We start from the raw sequence: 18000 nt of genomic DNA, 5'->3' as shown, positions 1-18000 counted from the left end.
CACCGGGCCCGCCGCCTCACCTTTCCGTCGTAGATCCGTGTGCCCTGCCTGCACCACAGGAGTTGCCGCCATGTCCTCCCTCGTGCCCGCCTCCGCCCGCATCACCGCCCTGGACGTCCTCGACGTGCGCTTCCCGACGTCCGAGCACCTGGACGGGTCGGACGCGATGAACCCCGAACCGGACTACTCCGCCGCCTACGTCGTTCTGCGCACCGACGCCGGCGACGGTCTGGAGGGCCACGCCCTCGCCTTCACCACCGGCCGCGGCAACGACGTCCAGGCCGCCGCCGTCGCCGCCCTCGCCCCGCACGTGGTCGGCCGCTCGGTCGAGGCGGTCTGCGGCGACCTCGGCGCGTTCTCCCGCTCTCTGGTCCACGACCCCCAACTGCGCTGGCTGGGCCCGGAGAAGGGCGCCATCCACATGGCCACCGGCGCCGTGGTCAACGCCGCCTGGGACCTGGCCGCCAAGCGCGCGGGCCGGCCCGTCTGGCGCTTCCTCGGCGAGATGTCACCGGAGGAGCTGGTCGCCCAGGTCGACTTCCGCTGGCTCAGCGACGCTCTCACCCCGGAGGAGGCCCTGGAGATCCTGCGCCGCGCCGAACCGGGCCGCGAACAGCGCATCAGCCGGCTGCTCGACCAGGGCTACCCCGCTTACACCACCACCCCCGGCTGGCTCGGCTACTCCGACGAGAAACTGGCCCGCCTCGCCCGCGAAGCCGTCGCGGACGGCTTCACCCAGATCAAGCTGAAGGTCGGTGCGTCACTGGAGGACGACGTACGGCGCATGCGCACCGCCCGCGAGACGGTCGGCTACTCCATCCGCATCGCGGTGGACGCCAACCAGAGATGGGACGTCCAGCCCGCGATCGACTGGATGCGCGCCCTGGCACCGTACGACCCGTACTGGATCGAGGAACCCACCTCCCCCGACGACATCCTCGGCCACGCCGCCGTACGCAGGGCCGTCAGCCCCATCAAGGTCGCCACCGGCGAGCACATCGCCAACCGGGTCGTCTTCAAGCAGCTCCTCCAGGCCGGGGCGGTCGACATCGTGCAGATCGACTCCGCCCGGGTGGGCGGCGTCAACGAGAACGTCGCGATCCTGCTGCTCGCCGCGAAGTTCGGTGTGCCGGTCTGCCCGCACGCCGGAGGGGTGGGCCTGTGCGAGATGGTCCAGCACCTGTCGATGTTCGACTACGTCGCCGTCTCCGGCACCACCGAAGACCGTGTCATCGAGTACGTCGACCATCTGCACGAGCACTTCGTCGACCCGGTGCGCATCGCCGACGGCCACTACCTCGCGCCGACCGAACCCGGACTCAGCGCGCAGATGCACCCGGAGTCCCTGAAGGAGTACACATACCCGGACGGCCCTGTCTGGTCCGCCCGTGTCTGACGAAGCCGCTGCGTACCCGCCGACGCGATCGGCCCACCCGCCCATGCGTCCCAGTATCATCAACGTCGCCCTAGGCGTGCGGACTCCCGGACAGGTCGGACGGAACGTGCAACTCCATGATCGACACACCCCGGTCGGCCTCTGGGGAGATCTCCGCACTCAGGGACTGACCAGGCCGGACGTGCCCGCGGAGCACGGTGGGGGAGGGGTGAGTCGTGTCTCTGACGGACAAGGCCATCGAGGACATCCGTGAGCTGATCCGGACCGGTGCTCTGCCGCCGGGCTCGAAGCTCCCACCGGAGCCGGACCTGGCCGCCCAACTGGGGCTGTCCCGCAACCTCGCCCGCGAAGCGGTCAAGGCGCTGGCCGTCGCCCGGGTTCTTGAGGTCCGGCGGGGCGACGGCACCTATGTGACCAGCCTGCAGCCGAGCCTGCTCCTGGAGGGGCTCGGCGGCGCGGTGGAACTGCTGCAGGGCGATTCGGTCGCGTTGCAGGACCTCATGGAGGTACGGCGGCTCCTGGAACCGATGGCCACGGCCCTGGCCGCCACCCGGATCTCCGACGCCCAGCTGGCCGAGGTGAAGCGGCACCTGGACGCCATGCGGGAGGCCCGGGACGACGTCGCACAGCTCAACGCCCACGACGCCGCCTTTCACCGCGCCGTCGTCTCGGCCACGGGCAACGAGACCCTCCTCACCCTCCTGGAAGGGATCTCCGGCCGCACCCTGCGTGCCCGTATCTGGCGCGGTCTGGTCGACGACAGGGCCGCGGGCCGCACACTCGCCGAGCACGAGGCGATCTTCAATGCCCTGTCCACCCGTGACTCCGCCCTCAGCCAGGCCGCCGCCCTGCTGCACGTGAGCAACACCGAACAGTGGCTGAGGGAGCACCTGCGCTCAGGCGAAGCCCTCCCCTTCGGGACGGCAGCGCGCAGCTGACGAGCGGGCGCGACCCCCGCCACGCCGCTTCGCGGAAGTCATCTTCGCGGAAGTCATCACAGGAACGGCGTACCGGCGTCCAACCCTGACAACACCCTCCCGTACAACTCCAGATTGGCGGCGGGGTTGACGAAGGAGTGCAGGCTCAGGGCGTTGAGATCCCGCACGGCACGCTGGACCGGCACCTCCAGCTGCAGCGACGACGCGCCGGACGCGGAACCGATCAGGTCTACGGCCTCCTTGCACAGCCGCGCCACATAACCGGACTGGGCCCGGATCCGGGCCCGCTCCTCCGGCGTGTACGGATTGCCGTCCGCGACCCGGGTGTCGATCAGCGAGACGAAGTCGGCGGTGAGCAGTTCGGCACAGGAGATCTTCATCGCGGCCTCGGCGAACTGCAGATGCGTCACCGGGGCGGTGTGCTGATGCTCGTAGATCGTGTAGGTGATGCCCCGTTGACGGATGCGTTCGCCGAACTCCGCCAGCGCCGCCCGGGCCGGACCGAGGGCGCCGGCCGCTGTCCAGGCACAGAACAGCAGGAGGACGGGCATGCCGTAGAAGGGGTCTTCGCTGTTGCGCCGCGAGGGGTAGGACCCGCCGAGCAACGGCCCCAGTGGCAGGACGCGGTGGGCCGGGACGTGGACGTCGTGGGCGACGACACTGTTGCTGCCGCTCCCGGCCAGACCGGAGACGTGCCAGTCGTCGAGCACGTCGAGTTCGGTCATCGGAACGGCCGTCCACAGCAGATCCGGTGGGCGGCCGCCACCGGAGTCCGCCACAGCGGTCAGCAGGTGCCAGTCGGAGTCCTGACAGCCGGTGGCGAAGGGAGAGGTACCGTCGACCACGTAACCGCCCTCGACCGGACGGGCCTTCGCCTTCGGTATGAGGGTGCCGCTGACCCGTATGTCAGGGCCGGTGAAGATCTCGTCCTGTGCCTCGTCCGGGAAGAGTGCAGCGATGAACGCGCACCCGGCCTGGATCAGTGCCATGAATCCCGTCGACCCGCACGCGGCGGAGACCTCGCTCAGTACGTCGACCTGCGCACGCACCGAGGTCTGGTAACCGCCGTACCGGCGGGGCACGTTCATGCGAAGGACCCCGGCGTCCGTGAGAGCCGCGACGACCTCGCCGGTCACCCGGCGTTCCTGTTCGGTGCGCAGGGCGTGGGAACGGATGAGAGGCTGAAGTTTCCGTACGCGTTCGACGAGTTCGGCGTCAGAGTTCGGTGCGGATGAACCAGCCAAGGCAAGACCTCCGGGGCCCGTTGCGCGGCGAACCCTCACCGTGACGCCGAACCTGTCGGGTGTCAACGCCCCCTTCAGGCCGTGCTGTTGACGTCGGCGACGGTCTCGACGGGCAGAGGCAATTCCGGTCTCCGGAGTCCGCGCACCGCCATCGGAACCACCCACCCTCCACGAGAAGGGCTCCACCATGCGTCGCTACGTTCTCACCGGCACACCCGGCGCGGGCAAGACCACCATCCTGCACCGCCTGCGCGAACTCGGCCACGCCGTGGTGGAGGAGGCGGCGACGGAGGTCATCGCACGGGCTCAGGCCCAGGGCGAGGACGAGCCGTGGACGCGGGTGTCCTTCATCGACGAGATCGTCACTCTGCAGCGACAGCGGCAGCAGGAGGCGAGCGGGGCCGCCGCCCTCCAGATCTTCGACCGCTCACCGGTCTGCACCCTCGCACTCGCCACCTACCTGGGGCGCCCGGTGTCCCGGACGCTCGGGGCGGAGCTCGAGCGGATCCGCTCCGAGGGGATCTACGAGCGCCAGGTGCTCTTCATCCGCAATCTGGGGTTCTGTGAACCCACCTCGGCCCGCCGGATCAGCTATCAGGAGTCGCTGGTGTTCGAGAAGGTCCACGAGGAGACCTACCGCGAGCTCGGCTACCAGCTCATCGACGTCCCCGCCGACGACCTGCCCCACCGCCTCGCCGGCGTCCTGTCGGTGATTGCGCCGCCCACGTCATGAACGAAGGGAATACATCGGATGGGTCGAAGGGCTGGCCTAGGCCTGCTGACATGGGTCTCCCGGGTGAGGGTGTCGTGAATGACCCGACTGTCACGTGATTCGCATGGTGCTGAAGTCATTGACAGGTACACAAGGGCCTCTTAGGTTCCCCGATACACCCGATGTATCGAGGATCCGTCAGGTAGAGAGGACGACGATGACCTCACAGCCGGAGAGACACTCGCAGCCGGCCCGCAGAGCCGTACTCGGCACCGCGCTGGGCGGAGCCGCGGCGGCCGCGTTACCCGGTACGGCCCGCGCCGAAGAACCGATGTCTTCGTCAGGGGCCGCAGGCCGCCCCTGGAAACTCCGGGACACCATGACCACCGACGGCGCGTGGGCCCGATTCCTGAACGACCAGGACCTGCTGTGGAGCAGGCTGCCCACCCTGTGGTACGAGGGCCCCTTCCTGGGCGACGGCCAACTCGGCAGCATGATCTATCAGGAGCCCGGCGCCAACCAGATCCGCTTCACCGTCCAGCACGGCCGGGTCCAGGACCACCGCCCCGAGTTCGGCAGCGGCTGGGGAACCTGCCGTCTCCCCGTAGGCCACCTCACCCTCGAACCGGCCGGCACGATCACCGCCGTCGACTGGCGGCTGAGCCTGTGGAACGCCGAACTCACCGGCACGGTCACCACCACGGCCGGCACCCTCACCCTCGCCGCCCTCATCCACGACGAGGTTCTGGCCGTCCGGGTGAAGGCCGCCGGTGGTGAACGCGCCACCTGGACCTTCCACCCCGCGGAGGCCATCAGCCCCCGCAAGATCAGCGAGGCACCGCCCGCCGGATACACCGCCAACCCGGCCTGGACCACCCGCACCACCACCGACGGCACGGAACAGGTCCTCCAGCCCCTCACCGGCGGCGGCCAGACCGCCACCGCCCACCGCCGCACCGGCGACGACCTGCTCCTCAGCGTCGGCCACAGCCATCCCTCCGGCACGGCCGCGGAAGCCGACTCGCTGCGCAACCTCCGCCGCGCGAAGTCGTACAGCACGCTCAGGCGCCGCCACACGGACTGGTGGCACGCGTTCTACCGCAAGAGCTTCGTCTCGTTCCCCGACCAACGGCTCCAGAGCTTCCACTGGATCCAGCTCTACAAGGTCGCCTCCGCGAGCCGCGCCGGCGGCCCCGTCATGGCCACCTCCGGGCCCTGGCTGGAGCCCACGCCGTGGCCCGCGGTCTGGTGGAACCTCAACGTCCAGCTGGAGTACTGGCTCATCCACGGCTTCAATCACCCGGAGCTGGACTCCCTCGCCACCACGCTGCGCCAGAACCAGGAACAGCTCATCGCCAACGTGCCGGCCGCCTACCGCGCCGACAGCTCCGGCGTCGGCCGCAGCTCCGACATGTTCGCCAACCGCGGCGTCGGCCGGCCCGGCACCGGCGCCGAGACCGGCGACCTCACCTGGGCCCTGCACAACGTGTGGCTGTCGTACCGGCACTCCATGGACAGGTCCCTGCTGCGCGACACGATCTACCCGGTGCTGCGCCGGGCCATCAACTACTACCTGCACTTCCTCACCCCGGGCAGCGACGGCAAGCTCCACCTGCCCAGCACCCTCTCGCCCGAATACCCCGTCGTACCGCCGCAGGACACCAACTACGACCTGGCCCTGATCCGCTGGGGCTGCCAGACCCTCCTCGACTCCGCCGAACTCCTCGGCATCGAGGACGAGTTGGCCCCGCGCTGGCAGGAGGTGCTGGCCAGACTCACGCCGTACCCGGTCGACGCCAACGGCTTCATGATCGGTGCCGACACCCCCTACGCCCAGTCCCACCGCCACTACTCGCACCTGCTGATGGTCTACCCCCTCTACCTCGTCAACTGGGACCAGCCCGAGAACCGCGACCTCATCACCAGGTCGCTGGTCCACTGGCACGCGCTGACCGGCGCCCACCGCGGCTACAGCTACACCGGCGCGGCCTCCATGTACGCGATGAGCGGCGACGGCGACACCGCGATCACCTACCTGCGCAAGTTCTTCGACCCCACCACCCGTTACCCGTGCCGGGCCAACACCCACTACACGGAGGCCGGTCCGGTCATCGAGACCCCGCTGTCCGCCTCGCAGTCCCTGCACGACATGTTCTGCCAGAGCTGGGGCGGAGTGATCCGCGTCTTCCCCGCCGTCCCGACCGCCTGGGCGGACCTCACCCTGCACAACTTCCGTACCGAGGGCGCCTTCCTGGTCAGCGCCGTCCGCAAGGCGGGGGCCACCCGGTTCATCAGGGTCAGGAGCCTGGCGGGCGAACCCCTCAAGCTCCGGCACGGCCTCACCGGGCAGCTCACCGCCGTGCTGGACGACGGCACCCCGGCCCGTACCCATGACCTCGGCGACGGCACCCTCGCCATCGACCTGCCCCGCGGCCGTGAGGTGCTCGTCCATACCGGCTCCCGCCCCGACCTGAGCATCGCGCCCGTCGCCGTCAGCGAGCCCGGGCCGGCCTGGGGTCTGCCGTAAAGGCCACACAACTCGGAGGTTTCCGATGGCAGTTCCGATCAGAACCGCGGTCGCCGCACTCTGCGCCTCGCTGGCGGCCGCACTCCTCACCACCGCACCCGCACGGGCCGAACAGCACGACCAGGCCTGGTCCCTGTCCGCAGGGGCACACGCGCCGCGCGCGCAGGTCACCCTCGACGACGCCACGGGCACGCTGAGCCTCGCCGTGTCCCGGGACGGCCGTACGGTCATCGAACCGTCGCCCGTGGGCATCGTCACCGAACGGGCCGACCTGTCCGAGGACTTGCGTTTCCTGCACCGCAAGAACCGTACGGTTCAGGAGCGTTACCGCGCGAAGTCCGGCAAACGCCTGGACCGCCTCGTCCGCATGAACGAGACCCGTCTCTCCTTCGCCACGGCCGCGGGCGCCCGCCTCGACCTCGTCGTCCGAGCCTCCGCGGACGGAATCGCCTACCGCTACGCCCTGCCCGCGGGATCCGGTGACGTCCTCGGCGAGACGTCCGCCTTCAATCTCCCGGCCGACGCGAAGAGCTGGCTCGGCACCTACCGGGTGGACAACGAAGGCCAGTTCGTGCAGTACACGGCGGCGACCGCACCCACCGGTGAGTACTCCGACCAGGCCCTGTTCGCGACCGACGGCGGCTACACCCTGCTCGCCGAGTCCGACCTCACCGGCGCCTACTCCGGTGCCCGCCTCGCCCACACCCAGGGCACAGGCACCTACCGCATCAAGCTCGCCGACGACCGGGTGAAGAGCGACGGCCCCCTCGTCACCCCCTGGCGGGCCATGGTCACCGGTGACCTCGCCACCGTCACCCGGTCCACCTTCACCGACGACCTCGCCCCCGCCTCCGAAGTCGCCGACCCCTCCTGGATCCGGCCCGGCACCGTGCTGTGGACCTGGCTCGCCGGCGGCCGCGAAGCCGGACAGAGCCTGACGGCGCAGAAGGCCTTCGTCGACTACGCCGCGAAGCGGAACTGGCCCTACGAGGCCGTCGACGCGGGCTGGTACTTCAAGACCGACGAATGGGACACCACCGACCCGAACTGGCAGACCAACAGCTGGATGCCCGAGCTCGTCCGTTACGCCCGCGCCAAGGGCGTCGGCATCATCGTCTGGATCCATCAGCGCGACCTCGACACCCCCGAGGAACGCGCCCAGTGGCTGCCGACCCTGGAGAAGTGGGGTGTCAAGGGCGTCAAGATCGACTTCATGAACTCCGAGGCGCAGCCCATGCTCCAGTGGTACGACGCCATCCTCGCGGAGACGGCCGCCCACCACCTCATGATCGACTTCCACGGCTCCACGATCCCCAAGGGCATCCAGCGCACCTGGCCGCAGGTCATGACCCTGGAGGGCGTCGCGGGCGAGGAGAAGCGCACCAACACCGCCGCCCATCTCACCACCCTGCCGTTCACCCGCAACGTCATCGGCTCCATGGACTTCACACCCGGCGCCTTCCAGCGCGTCGGTCTGCGGCCCAACTCCGACGCGGCCGAGGTCGGCCTCTCCGTCGTCTACGAGTCGGGGCTGCAGATGTTCGCGGGCACCCCGGAGTCGTACGAGGCCAGGCCGCTCGCCCGGGACTACTTCGACCAGGTCCCCGCGGCCTGGGACGACACCCGTCTCCTCGCCGGTGAACCCGGTCAGGAAGCCGTGCTGGCCCGCCGCAGCGGCGAGCGCTGGTTCCTGGGCGGCGTCTTCGCCGGTGCCGCCCGCACGGCCGCAGTGCCGCTGTCCCTCGGTCCGGGCCGGTGGCTGGTGGAGACGATCCGGGACGGCGCCGACGGCCTGGTCCAGGACCGGCAGGTCCTGCGCGGCGGCGACACGCTGAGCGTCGACGTCGTGACCAACGGCGGCTTCGCCGCGCTCGCCTGCCCGTGGCGGCCCGGCCTCACCACCTGCTACCGCTGAGCACACTGCTGTTCCGGGAGCCGGATCCGATCAGCGGCGCCTACGCTGATCGGATCCGCCTCGTTTCGGCCACCGCCCTCGCCAGGCTGGTCCCGGAGGTGCCCAAGTGGCCGAAGGAGCAGGACAGTTGCGGGATTCCTCGGAATCCACGACCGTCGTCGTGATCGGCGCGGGGCCGGCCGGGATGGCCGTCGCCACGCTGCTGCTGCACATCGGCATCGACTGCGTCGTCCTGGAACGCCGCTCCCGCGACCACGTGGCGCAGCGCCAGCGGGCCGGCATCGTCGAGACGCGCGCGGTCCGCATGTTCGACTCGTGGGGGCTGACTGACCGGGTCCTCGGCGGTGTCCCGTACGACGGCATCCTGGAGTTCCGGGTGGACGGCCGCCGCCATCTGGTGTCCGACAGCGACGGCTCCGACGGCCCTCCGGCCCGCCTGTGCCCTCAGCAGATCCTCGTGCAGAAGCTCACCGCCACGTATCTCGAGGACGGCGGCGACCTGCGCTTCGAGGCCGCCGACGTCTCCCTGCACGACGTGACCGGCGACCGCCCGACCGTCCGCTACCGCACCGCGGACGGCACGCCCCGCACGATCACGTGCGACTTCGTCGCCGGCTGCGACGGCGACCACGGCGTCAGCCGTACGACCGTCCCCGACGGTGCCCTCACCGCGTACGCCTTCGACCACGGCATCGGCTGGCTCACCGTCCTGGCCGACGCCCCGCCCCCGGCCCACCCCCTGCTGGCCGTCAGCCGACAGGGCTTCGCCGCTCACTTCCCACGCGGGCCGCGGTCCAGCCGCTACTACCTCCAGTGCCGGCCCGACGACGACCCCGCCGCCTGGCCCGAGGCCCGCGTCTGGGACGCCCTGCGCACCAGGCTCGGCGACCCCGGCCTCGTGTCCGGTCCGATCACCGACCGCGAGATCTTCCGGCTCCGCAGCCTTGTCCACGACCCCATGCGGTACGGCCGTCTCTTCCTGGTCGGCGACGCGGCGCACATCGTGTCACCCATGGGCGGCAAGGGCATGAACCTCGCCCTGTACGACGCCGATCTCTTCGCCCGGGCCGTGCGCGACTCCGTCCAGGGCGACGACACCGCCCTGCACACCTACTCGGCACGCTGTCTGCGCCGCGTCTGGAACGACCAGGAGTTCTCCCACTGGCTCACCCGGACCCTTCACGACGCGGGCGATGCCGAGCCCTTCCTGCGCAACCTCGCCCGCGCCCGCCTCGACCGTCTCTTCACCTCCCCGGCCGCCGCCAGTGCCTTCGCGGAACTCATGACGGGACTGGACCCGACCGGGGACGCGGCGGCCCGGAAAGTCCCCGGCAACCTTTCCGCGCCCGGCGGCGACTGACGAGTCGGAAGCACCCTCCGCCGGAGGCTTGCACGGATCACCGAAGGACGCACCAGTGGCATCTCGTTCGCATCGTTCCTCTTCGTCGGGCAGGCGGCGCACGGCCCTCGTCTCGGCGGCCGCGGCCGCCGTCGTCGCGCTCGTGGCCGTACTGATCGTCACCTTCGGTCCCGACCACGAGACCGACGCCGCCGACTCAGCTGCGGCCACGGCCGTCGCCGCCACCCGTGGCACGCCCACCCCGGCGACGCGGGACCCGAAGCCCGCCTCGGCATCCCCTTCGGCGTCGGCCCGCACAAGCAGCCCGAAGGCCACCGCGAGCACCGCGTCGCCCCGGCCGTCGACGCCGCCGGCCTCGCGCCCGGCGCGGAAGGTGTCCGCTTCGGCATCGCTGACCGGCCGGATCAAACCGGGCGTCTCCTACGAGGGAGTGGCCACCTTCTACGACGTGGGCAACGGCGACGGCGCCTGCCTGTACGGCCCCACCGCCGACGTCATGACCGCGGCGATGAACCACACCGACTACGAGACGTCCAAGGCGTGCGGGGCGTACATCCGCGTCCGGGCCGGGAGCGGCGCCTCCGTCACGGTCCGTATCACCAACGAGTGCCCGCTGCCCTGCGCACCCGGCCAGCTCGACCTCAGCCCCCAGGCGTTCGCGAAACTCGCCGCCCCCGTGCAGGGCCGGATCCCCATCACCTGGAGCCTGCTGAGCCCCAGCACCTCCGACACGGTCTCGATCCGGTACAAGACCGGATCGAGCCGCTACTGGTGTGGTGTCCAGGCGATCGGCCACCGCAACCCGCTGGCCCGACTGGAAGTCGAAACCGCCGCCGGCTGGAAGGAGTTGCCCCGCACGGATTACAACTACTTCCTTTCCGAGCAGGGCAGCGGATGCGGTGGCGCGATCAGGATCACCGACATCTACGGCGAGCGACTGGAAATAGCCGGTATCGGCGTGAAGCCCGACGTCGTGCAGCCGACCCGGGTCCAGTTCGCCCAGCACTGACCGCCAGTTCAACAGCTCGCTTCCGGCGCGCCCGGCACACAACGGCGAACCGGCGCACAGTGGAGGTATGACCGCAGACGACAGGAACATTCTGGCCCGGGGTCGCGTGGCGACCAGGCTTCCCGCCCAGGACCTGGACCGGGCCCGGCGCTTCTACGCCGAGCAGCTGGGTCTCGAGCCCGTCGACGAACGCCCCGGCGGACTGCTGTACCGCTGCGGGGGCACGGACTTCGCCCTCTTCCGGTCGGCAGGGTCCTCGCCCGGCACCTTCACCCAGATGGGATGGGAGGTGGACGACATCGAGACCGTGGTCTCCCAGCTGCGGCAGCGTGGCGTCGTCTTCGAGGAGGTCGACCTCCCGGGCTTCCGCACGGAGAACGGCATCGCCGACATCGACGGCAACTACCCGAGCAAGAACGCCCGAGGAGAGCGCGCCGCCTGGTTCCGTGACAGCGAGGGCAACCTGCTGGGCATCGGCGAGCCGGTGCACTGATCCCGCGGGTTCCGGGGCCCCGGGTGTCGTGGTGCGGCAACGGATGTCACTGGGGTGTCACAGCACGCCCGGGCCCCACAACTTGTTCCGGGCTCGTCGTGTCGAACCCTGCGTTGCACCAAGACCAGTCGGCCGGACCAGCCGCCTGACAGACCATCAACATCCCACGGGGGGACCAGACATGAGCATCACCACGCGCACCAAGCGACGTACCGCAGGCTCGGCCGCCGTCGCAGCGGCCTCCTTCCTGCTGCTGGCGGGAGCGGGCATCCTGGCCGCACCGACCGCGTTCGCGGGCGTCCCGGGCGGCACCTCCGCCGCCGACCGCAACAGCGACTTCGACGGCGACGGCTACGGCGACCTCCTCACCGGCGTCCCGGAGGGCACGGTCGACGGCAAGGAGGGCGCCGGATACGTCACCGTGCAGTACGGCGCTCCCAACGGCATCGGCACCAACAACACCGTGCCCACGGGCCGGGTCCAGCTCGTCAGCCAGTCGACCAAGGGCGTGCCCGGCACCTCCGAGACCGGGGACCACTTCGGACAGGCGGTCGCGACCGGCGACCTGGACGGCGACGGCTACGACGACGCCGTCATCGGCACGCCCGGCGAGGACGAGGGCGCCGTCGAGGACGCGGGCCGGGTGACCGTCGTCTACGGCTCCGCGAGCGGCCTCGACACCGGGCGCACCGCGACCGTCGCCGCCGCCACGCCCGCCGAGGGCGCACGGTTCGGCCATGCGGTGGCCGCCGCCCGGTTCACCGGGGACATCGACGGCGACCAGCTCGTCGTCCTGGACCAGAAGGCGGGCCTGCACGTCTTCACGTACCACGCCGGCGTCCTGCGCCAGGTCGGCACCCCGCACTCCACCGGCCACACGCTGCAGGCCGCCTACCTGACCACCGGCGACTACGACCGCGACGGCTTCGCCGACCTCGTCGTCTCCGGCTACAGCCCCGATGACGACTACACCAAGGGCTGGTCCGCCTACTACGCGGGTGGCGCCGAAGGCCTGAGCTACGGGCGCGACCTGCACGGCGGCCTGGGCACCGCCTCCGGCGACATCAACGGCGACGGCTACGACGATCTCGTCGTCGGCCAGCTCAGCGCCGTGGACGAGGCGGCAGGGGACGCTGACGCGCCCGGCGGGCTGGTCGGCGTCTACTACGGCGGCGAGGACGGGCCCGCCGGCACGGAGGGTCCCGGCACCGCCCCGCAGTGGTGGTCGCAGAACTCCCCGGGCGTGCCCGGAGCGGGGGAGGGGGACGATTCCTGGGGCAACGACCTCTCCGTCGCGGACGTCGACGGTGACGGTTTCGCCGACGTGGCGGTCGGCGCGCCCGGCGAGGACGCGGACGGCGAAGCCGCTGCCGGCGCGGTGTGGCTGCTGCGTGGCGCGCAGGAGGGCCTGACCGGCACCGGCGCCCAGTCCTTCGACCAGAACACCCCGGGCATCCCCGGAGCCGCCGAGGCCGGTGACGGCTGGGGCGCCCAGGTGCGGCTGATCGACACCGACGGCGACGGCCGGGCCGAGCTGGTGGCCGCCGCGCCCGACGAGAACGCCGGCGACGGCGCGGTGTGGCTGCTGCCCGCGAGCGGCAACGGGCTGCTCGCCGACGGTTCCCGTTCCTACGGCGCCGCCGCCCTCGGCGCTAGCGCTCACGGTGCCCACTTCGGTTCGGTGATCGACGAGTGAGCGCGGCGCGTCGACCGTTGGTCAGGGGTCGTCACTCGGCGCTGCGCAGGGCCACCCAGGTGTCGTGCCCGACGACGCCGTCGGCGTCCAGCCCCCGCTCGCTCTGGAAGGCCTGGACCGCGGTCTCCGTGCCCGACCCGAACTCACCGTCCACACCGGCGCTTCCCACGCTGTACCCGCGCTCCGTGAGCATGCACTGCACCTGCTGGACGCGTTTGCCGCTGTCGCCGAGGCCGGTGCGTCCGTTGCCGGTGTAGTACGTGCACTCCGCGAGCCAGGGCGCGGTGTCGGTCCCGGCGGACGGGCTGTCGGCGGACGGCGTGGGGGTCGGCGCGGTGGACGGAGTGTCACCGGGGGGCACTGCGTTGTCGTCCTGGTCGCCGACGGAGCCCGAGGCCTCGGGCTCCGTCGAGGTGGTTCCCGCCTCGGCGTCGCGGTCCTCCTCGACGGCGCCGTCGACGTCCGGGCGGGTCTGTCCACTCGTACTCGGCGACACCGAACCGCTGGAGGCGTCGCGGGGGCCGGTGCCGTCTGCGCTGGTGGCACCGGCTTTCGGGGATGCGGCCGCGGGGGGATCCTGACGGATGAGCAGTAAAGCCACGCCGGCCACGACACAGATCGCGATGCCCGCGACGGCGACCAATAACCATCTCCTACGGCTGCGGACAGGGGCGTCCGCCGGGCCCGGCCGTCCGGGCGGGGGCGCGGCCACGGAGCTTTCGTCCTTCTCCGATGACTGCGGAGCGGGCGGAGGGCCCTCGGGCACCCGCGCGGACGGGGGCAGCGGCAGGTCGCCCGGCGACCGGAGACGGCTCATCGCCTCGACGGGCAGTTGGTGCAGGGCCTCGTACGCCTGCTGCCGGGCGAGCACCTTGCCGCCCAGCGGCTCCGGCCAGGTCGACAGCACAGGGCGTAAGCCCGCGGCGTCGATCAGCTCCTGTGGAGTGGGCCGACGCGCGGGCTCCTTGTCCAGGCAGGCGGTCAGCAGCGAACCGAGCTCTGCGTCCGCCTCCGCGATCTCAGCGACCACCTCGGGGTTCGGGTCCTCGTAGGCCACCCGGTGCATCACGTCGACCCCGGTGCCGTCGCCGAACGGCGCACGCCCCGTTGCCGCGTAGACGAGTGTCCCGGCCAGCGAGAACACGTCCGACGCCGTGTCGGACAGGCCCTCTCGCAGATGCTCGGGCGACATGTAGGCCGGGGTCCCCACCCGGTTGCCCGTGCCGGTGATCGCGCTCGCGTCGGCGGCCTTGGAAATACCGAAGTCGATCACATGCGCGCCCCGGACGGACAGCAGCACGTTGGACGGCTTCAGGTCCCGGTGCACGATCTCCTCGACGGCGAGGCCCGCGAGTGCCTGCCCGAGCTCCGCCACCAGCCGCCAGACCGCCGCCGTCTCCAGGGCACCGTACGCCTTCACGGCTTCCGCCAGATCGAAGCCGGGAAGGTACTCCGTGGCCATCCACAGCAACTCGTCCTCGAAGCCCGTGCCGCACAGTCGGGGTGCGTGCAGGGTACGAAGGCGGGCGTGCACGGACGCCTCGCGCTCGAACCGGCGCCGGAACCGGTGATCCTCCGCGTACTCCGGCCTGATCACCTTCACCGCGACCAGGCCCGGGCTGTCGTCCGCGGGACGCGCCAGATACACCCGCCCCATGCCACCACTGCCGAGCAGGGCAACCGGCGCGTAGGGTCCGACGCGCCTCGGGTCGCCGAGGCGCAGTGGTAAGGCACCGGTCTGCCGCAGTGCGGCAGCCGCGTCGTCCGCCGAGGCCGGCCGCTGTCCCGACAAGGAATCCCCCGAAGTCACGTTCGATGCACGCCAGTTCCCCCCAGCGGGTGATGAGCGTAACGCAGCCCGTGCACGCGGTCAGGGAATCGGCCGAGCGCGTGACCGCCGAGTCGGCACTCCCCGGCGCCCGGGGTGGCGCTGGTCAAAAAGGGCCGAGTGCACAGGCTTTGGCCACAGCCTGACAACTCGTGCGACGCAAAGCGGAGTTATCCCCCTCGCTTGTTCCGACGGCGTTGTCGAATCCTCATAAAGCGATCTCCGATGCACAGCCGGCGCGGGCGAAGAACATCCGGATCGAACAGATGCCCTCCTACACGGAAGACATCCTGGCCTGGAACCCCGCCGCCGCGGCCCTCTACACCGACTTCGCCGCCCTCCCGGCCCATCGGCGCAACTACCTGCGGCTGGCGTTCACGCACCCGGTGGTCCGGCAGCCGCACCAGGACTGGGCCCACGACGCCAGGGAAGCCGTCGCCGCGCTGCGCATGGAGGCCGCGGCCGATCCCGACGATCCCGACCTCGCTCAGCTCGTCGGCGAACTGTCCGTCCAGGACCCCGACTTCCGCACGTGGTGGGCCGAACACCGGGTCAACAGCGCCAGTTACGGCACCAAGCACTACCGCCACCACACGGTGGGCGACCTCACCCTCGACTGCGACACCTGGGCCGCCCCCGACGGCTCCGGACAACGCCTGATGATCCTGACCGCCGAACCCGGCACGCCCTCCTGCGACGCCTTGCGCATCCTCACCTCGTGGGGGACCGGACGCGATGACCACCTGGGCATGACGACCTCCCGGCGGAGATCCGGGACGAGTCGGGAATGAACCCGCAGCGGCCGCACGTTGACGACCGCCGACCGACGCTCCCGCCCCCGGGGTAGAAAGCAGGCTCATGTCGTCTTCGCCGAGCACCATGCGCGCCGTCCGGCTCTCCGCTCCCGGCCCCGTGGACAACCTGCGGCTGACCACGCTCCCGCTCCCGGCCGAAAGGGACGGCTGGGTTCGGATCCGCGTCGAGGCGTTCGGCCTCAACCGCTCGGAGCTGAAGCTTCGGCTGGGCCTGAGCGTGGGTGTCGGCTTTCCCCGGGTGCCGGGCATCGAGGCCGTCGGTACGGTCGATGCGGCCCCGGCCGGCAGTGGGCTGGCTCCCGGGCAGAAGGTCGTGGCGATGATGGGGGACATGGGGCGCACCTACGACGGCGGCTACGCCGAGTACACCTCGGTGCCGCTGTCCCAGGTCATCCCCGTCGACACCGACCTGCCCTGGGAGGTGCTGGGCGCCCTGCCGGAGATGGTGCAGACCGCCTACGGCTCGCTCACCATCGGCCTGGACCTGCAGCCCGGCCAGTCCGTGCTGATCCGCGGCGGCACCTCCTCGGTCGGCCTGGCAGCCGCCGCCCTCGCCATCTGGCGCGGCGCCACCGTGCTGTCCACCACCCGGCGTGCCGACCGCCTCACGCTCCTGTCGGAGCGCGGTGTCGACCACCCCCTCCTCGACACCGGCGAGGTCGCGCCCGCCGTACGCGAGCTGTACCCGCACGGCGTCGACGCCGCCCTCGACCTGGTCGGCACACCGACCCTGCCCGACACTCTGCGCGCGGTACGCGTGCACGGCACGGCCTGCTTCGGTGGCAGTCTCTCCAACCAGTGGACGGTGCGGGACTTCTCCCCGAACGAGTACCTGCCGAGGGGCGTACGGCTCGCGGGCTACTTCGGGGACGCCGCAGACCTGCCTCGGGAGGCCTTCCAGGAGATCCTCGACGCCGTCGCCACCGGCCGGCTGGCCTTTCCCGTGGACCGCGTCTACGAAGGCCTGGAGCAGGTGCCGAGGGCCCATGACGACATGGAACACGACCGCGCCACCGGCAAGCTCGTCGTCCGCGTCCGACACGAGGACCGTTGAAACGTTGACCACGGCCGGTGGTGTCGGCCCACCTCCGTCACGGCATGCAAGCACCGGATTGCGCAGGAGTAGCGCGGTCAGGGCTGGGGACTTGAAGGGCAGGCCGGTGTGGCGGCGTACCCCATGGGGGCCGCTCCGGCCAGGCTTCTCCGGTTCTGCCAACGAGCCGGAGAGGCCGCGCTCAGGTGAGCCTGTCATGCTGCTCACGCCGGGGCATGGCCCGGCGAGGCCGGTTCGACCGATGGTGGGGGCGGGGCGGCGGTAGGGTGGGCGAACCGGTGGGCGAGGTGGGTGGTGGCGGTGGAGTGGCGAGAATTCGCCGAGGCGATGGCCCAGCTTGCGCGGACGTTGCTGGCGCAGGAGTCGGTGCAGGGGACGCTGGACGAGATCGCGGCCTCGGCGGTGCGACTGGTGGACGGCTGTGACGCGGCCGGGATCCTGGCGGTCCGCAAGGGCCGGGCGGTCACGCTGTCCTCGTGCGGCGACGTGGTGGAGGCATCCGACCAGCTGCAGGGTGAGCTGGCAGAGGGCCCGTGCTTCGATCTCGCCGCCCGAGCCACCGGCGGGAACGACGAGCGCGTGTTCCGGATCGCGGACATCACCGAGCCTCAGCCGGCCTGGCCGCGGTTTCGCCGCTGCGGCTCGCGACCTGGGTATCGGCAGCATGACCGGGGTGCTGCTCTACACCCACGACGAGGACTTCGGCGCGCTGAACCTGTACTCCCGCCGCCCCGGCGCCTTCGGCAAGGACATCGAGACCGCCGGCTGGATGCTGGCCTCGCACGCCGCCGTCGCCCTGGCCGACGCCCGCACCATCGACCAGCTCGAGGACGCCATGAAGACCCGGCACGCCATCGGTGAGGCCATGGGCATCCTGATGGAACGGCACAAGCTGAGTGAGGACGACGCCTTCAACGTGCTGCGCCGCATCTCGCAGCAGCACAACATCAAGCTGCGCGATGTCGCCCAGCGGGTCCGCACCAACCGCGCCGCCCAGGCCTGACCGCTCCTAC

General features: G+C 71.0%; 12 protein-coding genes and 2 pseudogenes. 12 read left to right on the top strand and 2 right to left on the bottom strand.

The window, feature by feature from the left end; all coding sequences use genetic code 11:
• Nucleotides 1–70 precede the first annotated feature (70 nt).
• A complete protein-coding gene (locus M2157_RS05455; RefSeq protein ID WP_280864604.1) occupies nt 71–1396 on the top strand; it encodes an enolase C-terminal domain-like protein in 1326 nt (441 codons plus the stop codon).
• A 215-nt stretch (nt 1397–1611) separates the two neighbouring features.
• A complete protein-coding gene (locus tag M2157_RS05445) occupies nt 1612–2334 on the top strand; it encodes a FadR/GntR family transcriptional regulator (RefSeq protein WP_280864603.1) in 723 nt (240 codons plus the stop codon).
• Nucleotides 2335–2390: 56 nt separating this feature from the next.
• Here the strand turns inward: M2157_RS05445 and M2157_RS05440 are convergent, their stop codons facing one another.
• Nucleotides 2391–3578: an acyl-CoA dehydrogenase family protein gene (locus tag M2157_RS05440; RefSeq protein WP_280864602.1), complete on the bottom strand. Its 1188-nt coding sequence runs from the start codon at nt 3576–3578 to the stop codon at nt 2391–2393.
• Between the two features lie 187 nt (nt 3579–3765).
• Between M2157_RS05440 and M2157_RS05435 the strand changes: the two genes are divergently transcribed.
• The 7 genes from M2157_RS05435 (at nt 3766) to M2157_RS05405 (ending at nt 13290) form a co-directional block, all read left to right on the top strand.
• A complete protein-coding gene (locus M2157_RS05435) occupies nt 3766–4311 on the top strand; it encodes an AAA family ATPase (protein ID WP_280864601.1) in 546 nt (181 codons plus the stop codon).
• Between the two features lie 196 nt (nt 4312–4507).
• Nucleotides 4508–6817 carry a Tat pathway signal sequence domain protein gene (locus tag M2157_RS05430; protein ID WP_280864600.1) on the top strand — a complete coding sequence of 770 codons (2310 nt, stop codon included), beginning with the start codon at nt 4508–4510 and terminating at the stop codon, nt 6815–6817.
• A 25-nt stretch (nt 6818–6842) separates the two neighbouring features.
• On the top strand, nt 6843–8732 hold the full coding sequence (locus M2157_RS05425) for a glycoside hydrolase family 97 protein (RefSeq protein ID WP_280864599.1): 1890 nt from the start codon (nt 6843–6845) through the stop codon (nt 8730–8732).
• A gap of 106 nt (nt 8733–8838) precedes the next feature.
• Nucleotides 8839–10092 (top strand): 4-hydroxybenzoate 3-monooxygenase, encoded by a 1254-nt coding sequence (locus M2157_RS05420; protein ID WP_280864598.1) that lies wholly within the window; start codon nt 8839–8841, stop codon nt 10090–10092.
• A gap of 55 nt (nt 10093–10147) precedes the next feature.
• Nucleotides 10148–11101 carry an expansin EXLX1 family cellulose-binding protein gene (locus tag M2157_RS05415; protein WP_280860648.1) on the top strand — a complete coding sequence of 318 codons (954 nt, stop codon included), beginning with the start codon at nt 10148–10150 and terminating at the stop codon, nt 11099–11101.
• 67 nt (nt 11102–11168) lie between these two features.
• On the top strand, nt 11169–11594 hold the full coding sequence (locus tag M2157_RS05410) for a VOC family protein (protein ID WP_280860647.1): 426 nt from the start codon (nt 11169–11171) through the stop codon (nt 11592–11594).
• A 181-nt stretch (nt 11595–11775) separates the two neighbouring features.
• Nucleotides 11776–13290, top strand: coding sequence for an FG-GAP repeat protein (locus M2157_RS05405; RefSeq protein ID WP_280864597.1), 1515 nt, complete (start codon nt 11776–11778; stop codon nt 13288–13290).
• Between the two features lie 31 nt (nt 13291–13321).
• Here the strand turns inward: M2157_RS05405 and M2157_RS05400 are convergent, their stop codons facing one another.
• Nucleotides 13322–15082, bottom strand: coding sequence for a serine/threonine-protein kinase (locus tag M2157_RS05400; RefSeq protein ID WP_280860645.1), 1761 nt, complete (start codon nt 15080–15082; stop codon nt 13322–13324).
• A 320-nt stretch (nt 15083–15402) separates the two neighbouring features.
• On the opposite strand from M2157_RS05400, the pseudogene M2157_RS05395 reads away from it, so the two are divergent.
• The 3 genes and pseudogenes from M2157_RS05395 to M2157_RS05385 form a co-directional block, all read left to right on the top strand.
• A pseudogene (locus M2157_RS05395) lies at nt 15403–15909 on the top strand (transcriptional regulator); the annotation flags it as partial.
• Nucleotides 15910–15976: 67 nt separating this feature from the next.
• Nucleotides 15977–16987, top strand: coding sequence for a zinc-binding dehydrogenase (locus tag M2157_RS05390; RefSeq protein WP_280860644.1), 1011 nt, complete (start codon nt 15977–15979; stop codon nt 16985–16987).
• A gap of 327 nt (nt 16988–17314) precedes the next feature.
• Nucleotides 17315–17990: pseudogene (locus M2157_RS05385) on the top strand (GAF and ANTAR domain-containing protein).
• Nucleotides 17991–18000: the final 10 nt, after the last annotated feature.

The sequence above is a fragment of the Streptomyces sp. SAI-127 genome, assembly GCF_029894425.1.
GTDB lineage: Bacteria > Actinomycetota > Actinomycetes > Streptomycetales > Streptomycetaceae > Streptomyces.
The sequence above is the reverse complement of the archived record's forward strand: the minus strand, read 5'-3'. Positions and strand labels throughout refer to the sequence as shown.

Excerpts from the sequence above, each read along its gene's own strand:
- M2157_RS05455 (WP_280864604.1), top strand. The coding sequence starts at position 71 with ATGTCCTCCCTCGTGCCCGCCTCCGCCCGCATCACCGCCCTGGACGTC.
- M2157_RS05410 (WP_280860647.1), top strand. The coding sequence starts at position 11,169 with ATGACCGCAGACGACAGGAACATTCTGGCCCGGGGTCGCGTGGCGACC.
- M2157_RS05425 (WP_280864599.1), top strand. The coding sequence starts at position 6,843 with ATGGCAGTTCCGATCAGAACCGCGGTCGCCGCACTCTGCGCCTCGCTG.
- M2157_RS05430 (WP_280864600.1), top strand. The coding sequence starts at position 4,508 with ATGACCTCACAGCCGGAGAGACACTCGCAGCCGGCCCGCAGAGCCGTA.
- M2157_RS05435 (WP_280864601.1), top strand. The coding sequence starts at position 3,766 with ATGCGTCGCTACGTTCTCACCGGCACACCCGGCGCGGGCAAGACCACC.
- M2157_RS05390 (WP_280860644.1), top strand. The coding sequence starts at position 15,977 with ATGTCGTCTTCGCCGAGCACCATGCGCGCCGTCCGGCTCTCCGCTCCC.
- M2157_RS05405 (WP_280864597.1), top strand. The coding sequence starts at position 11,776 with ATGAGCATCACCACGCGCACCAAGCGACGTACCGCAGGCTCGGCCGCC.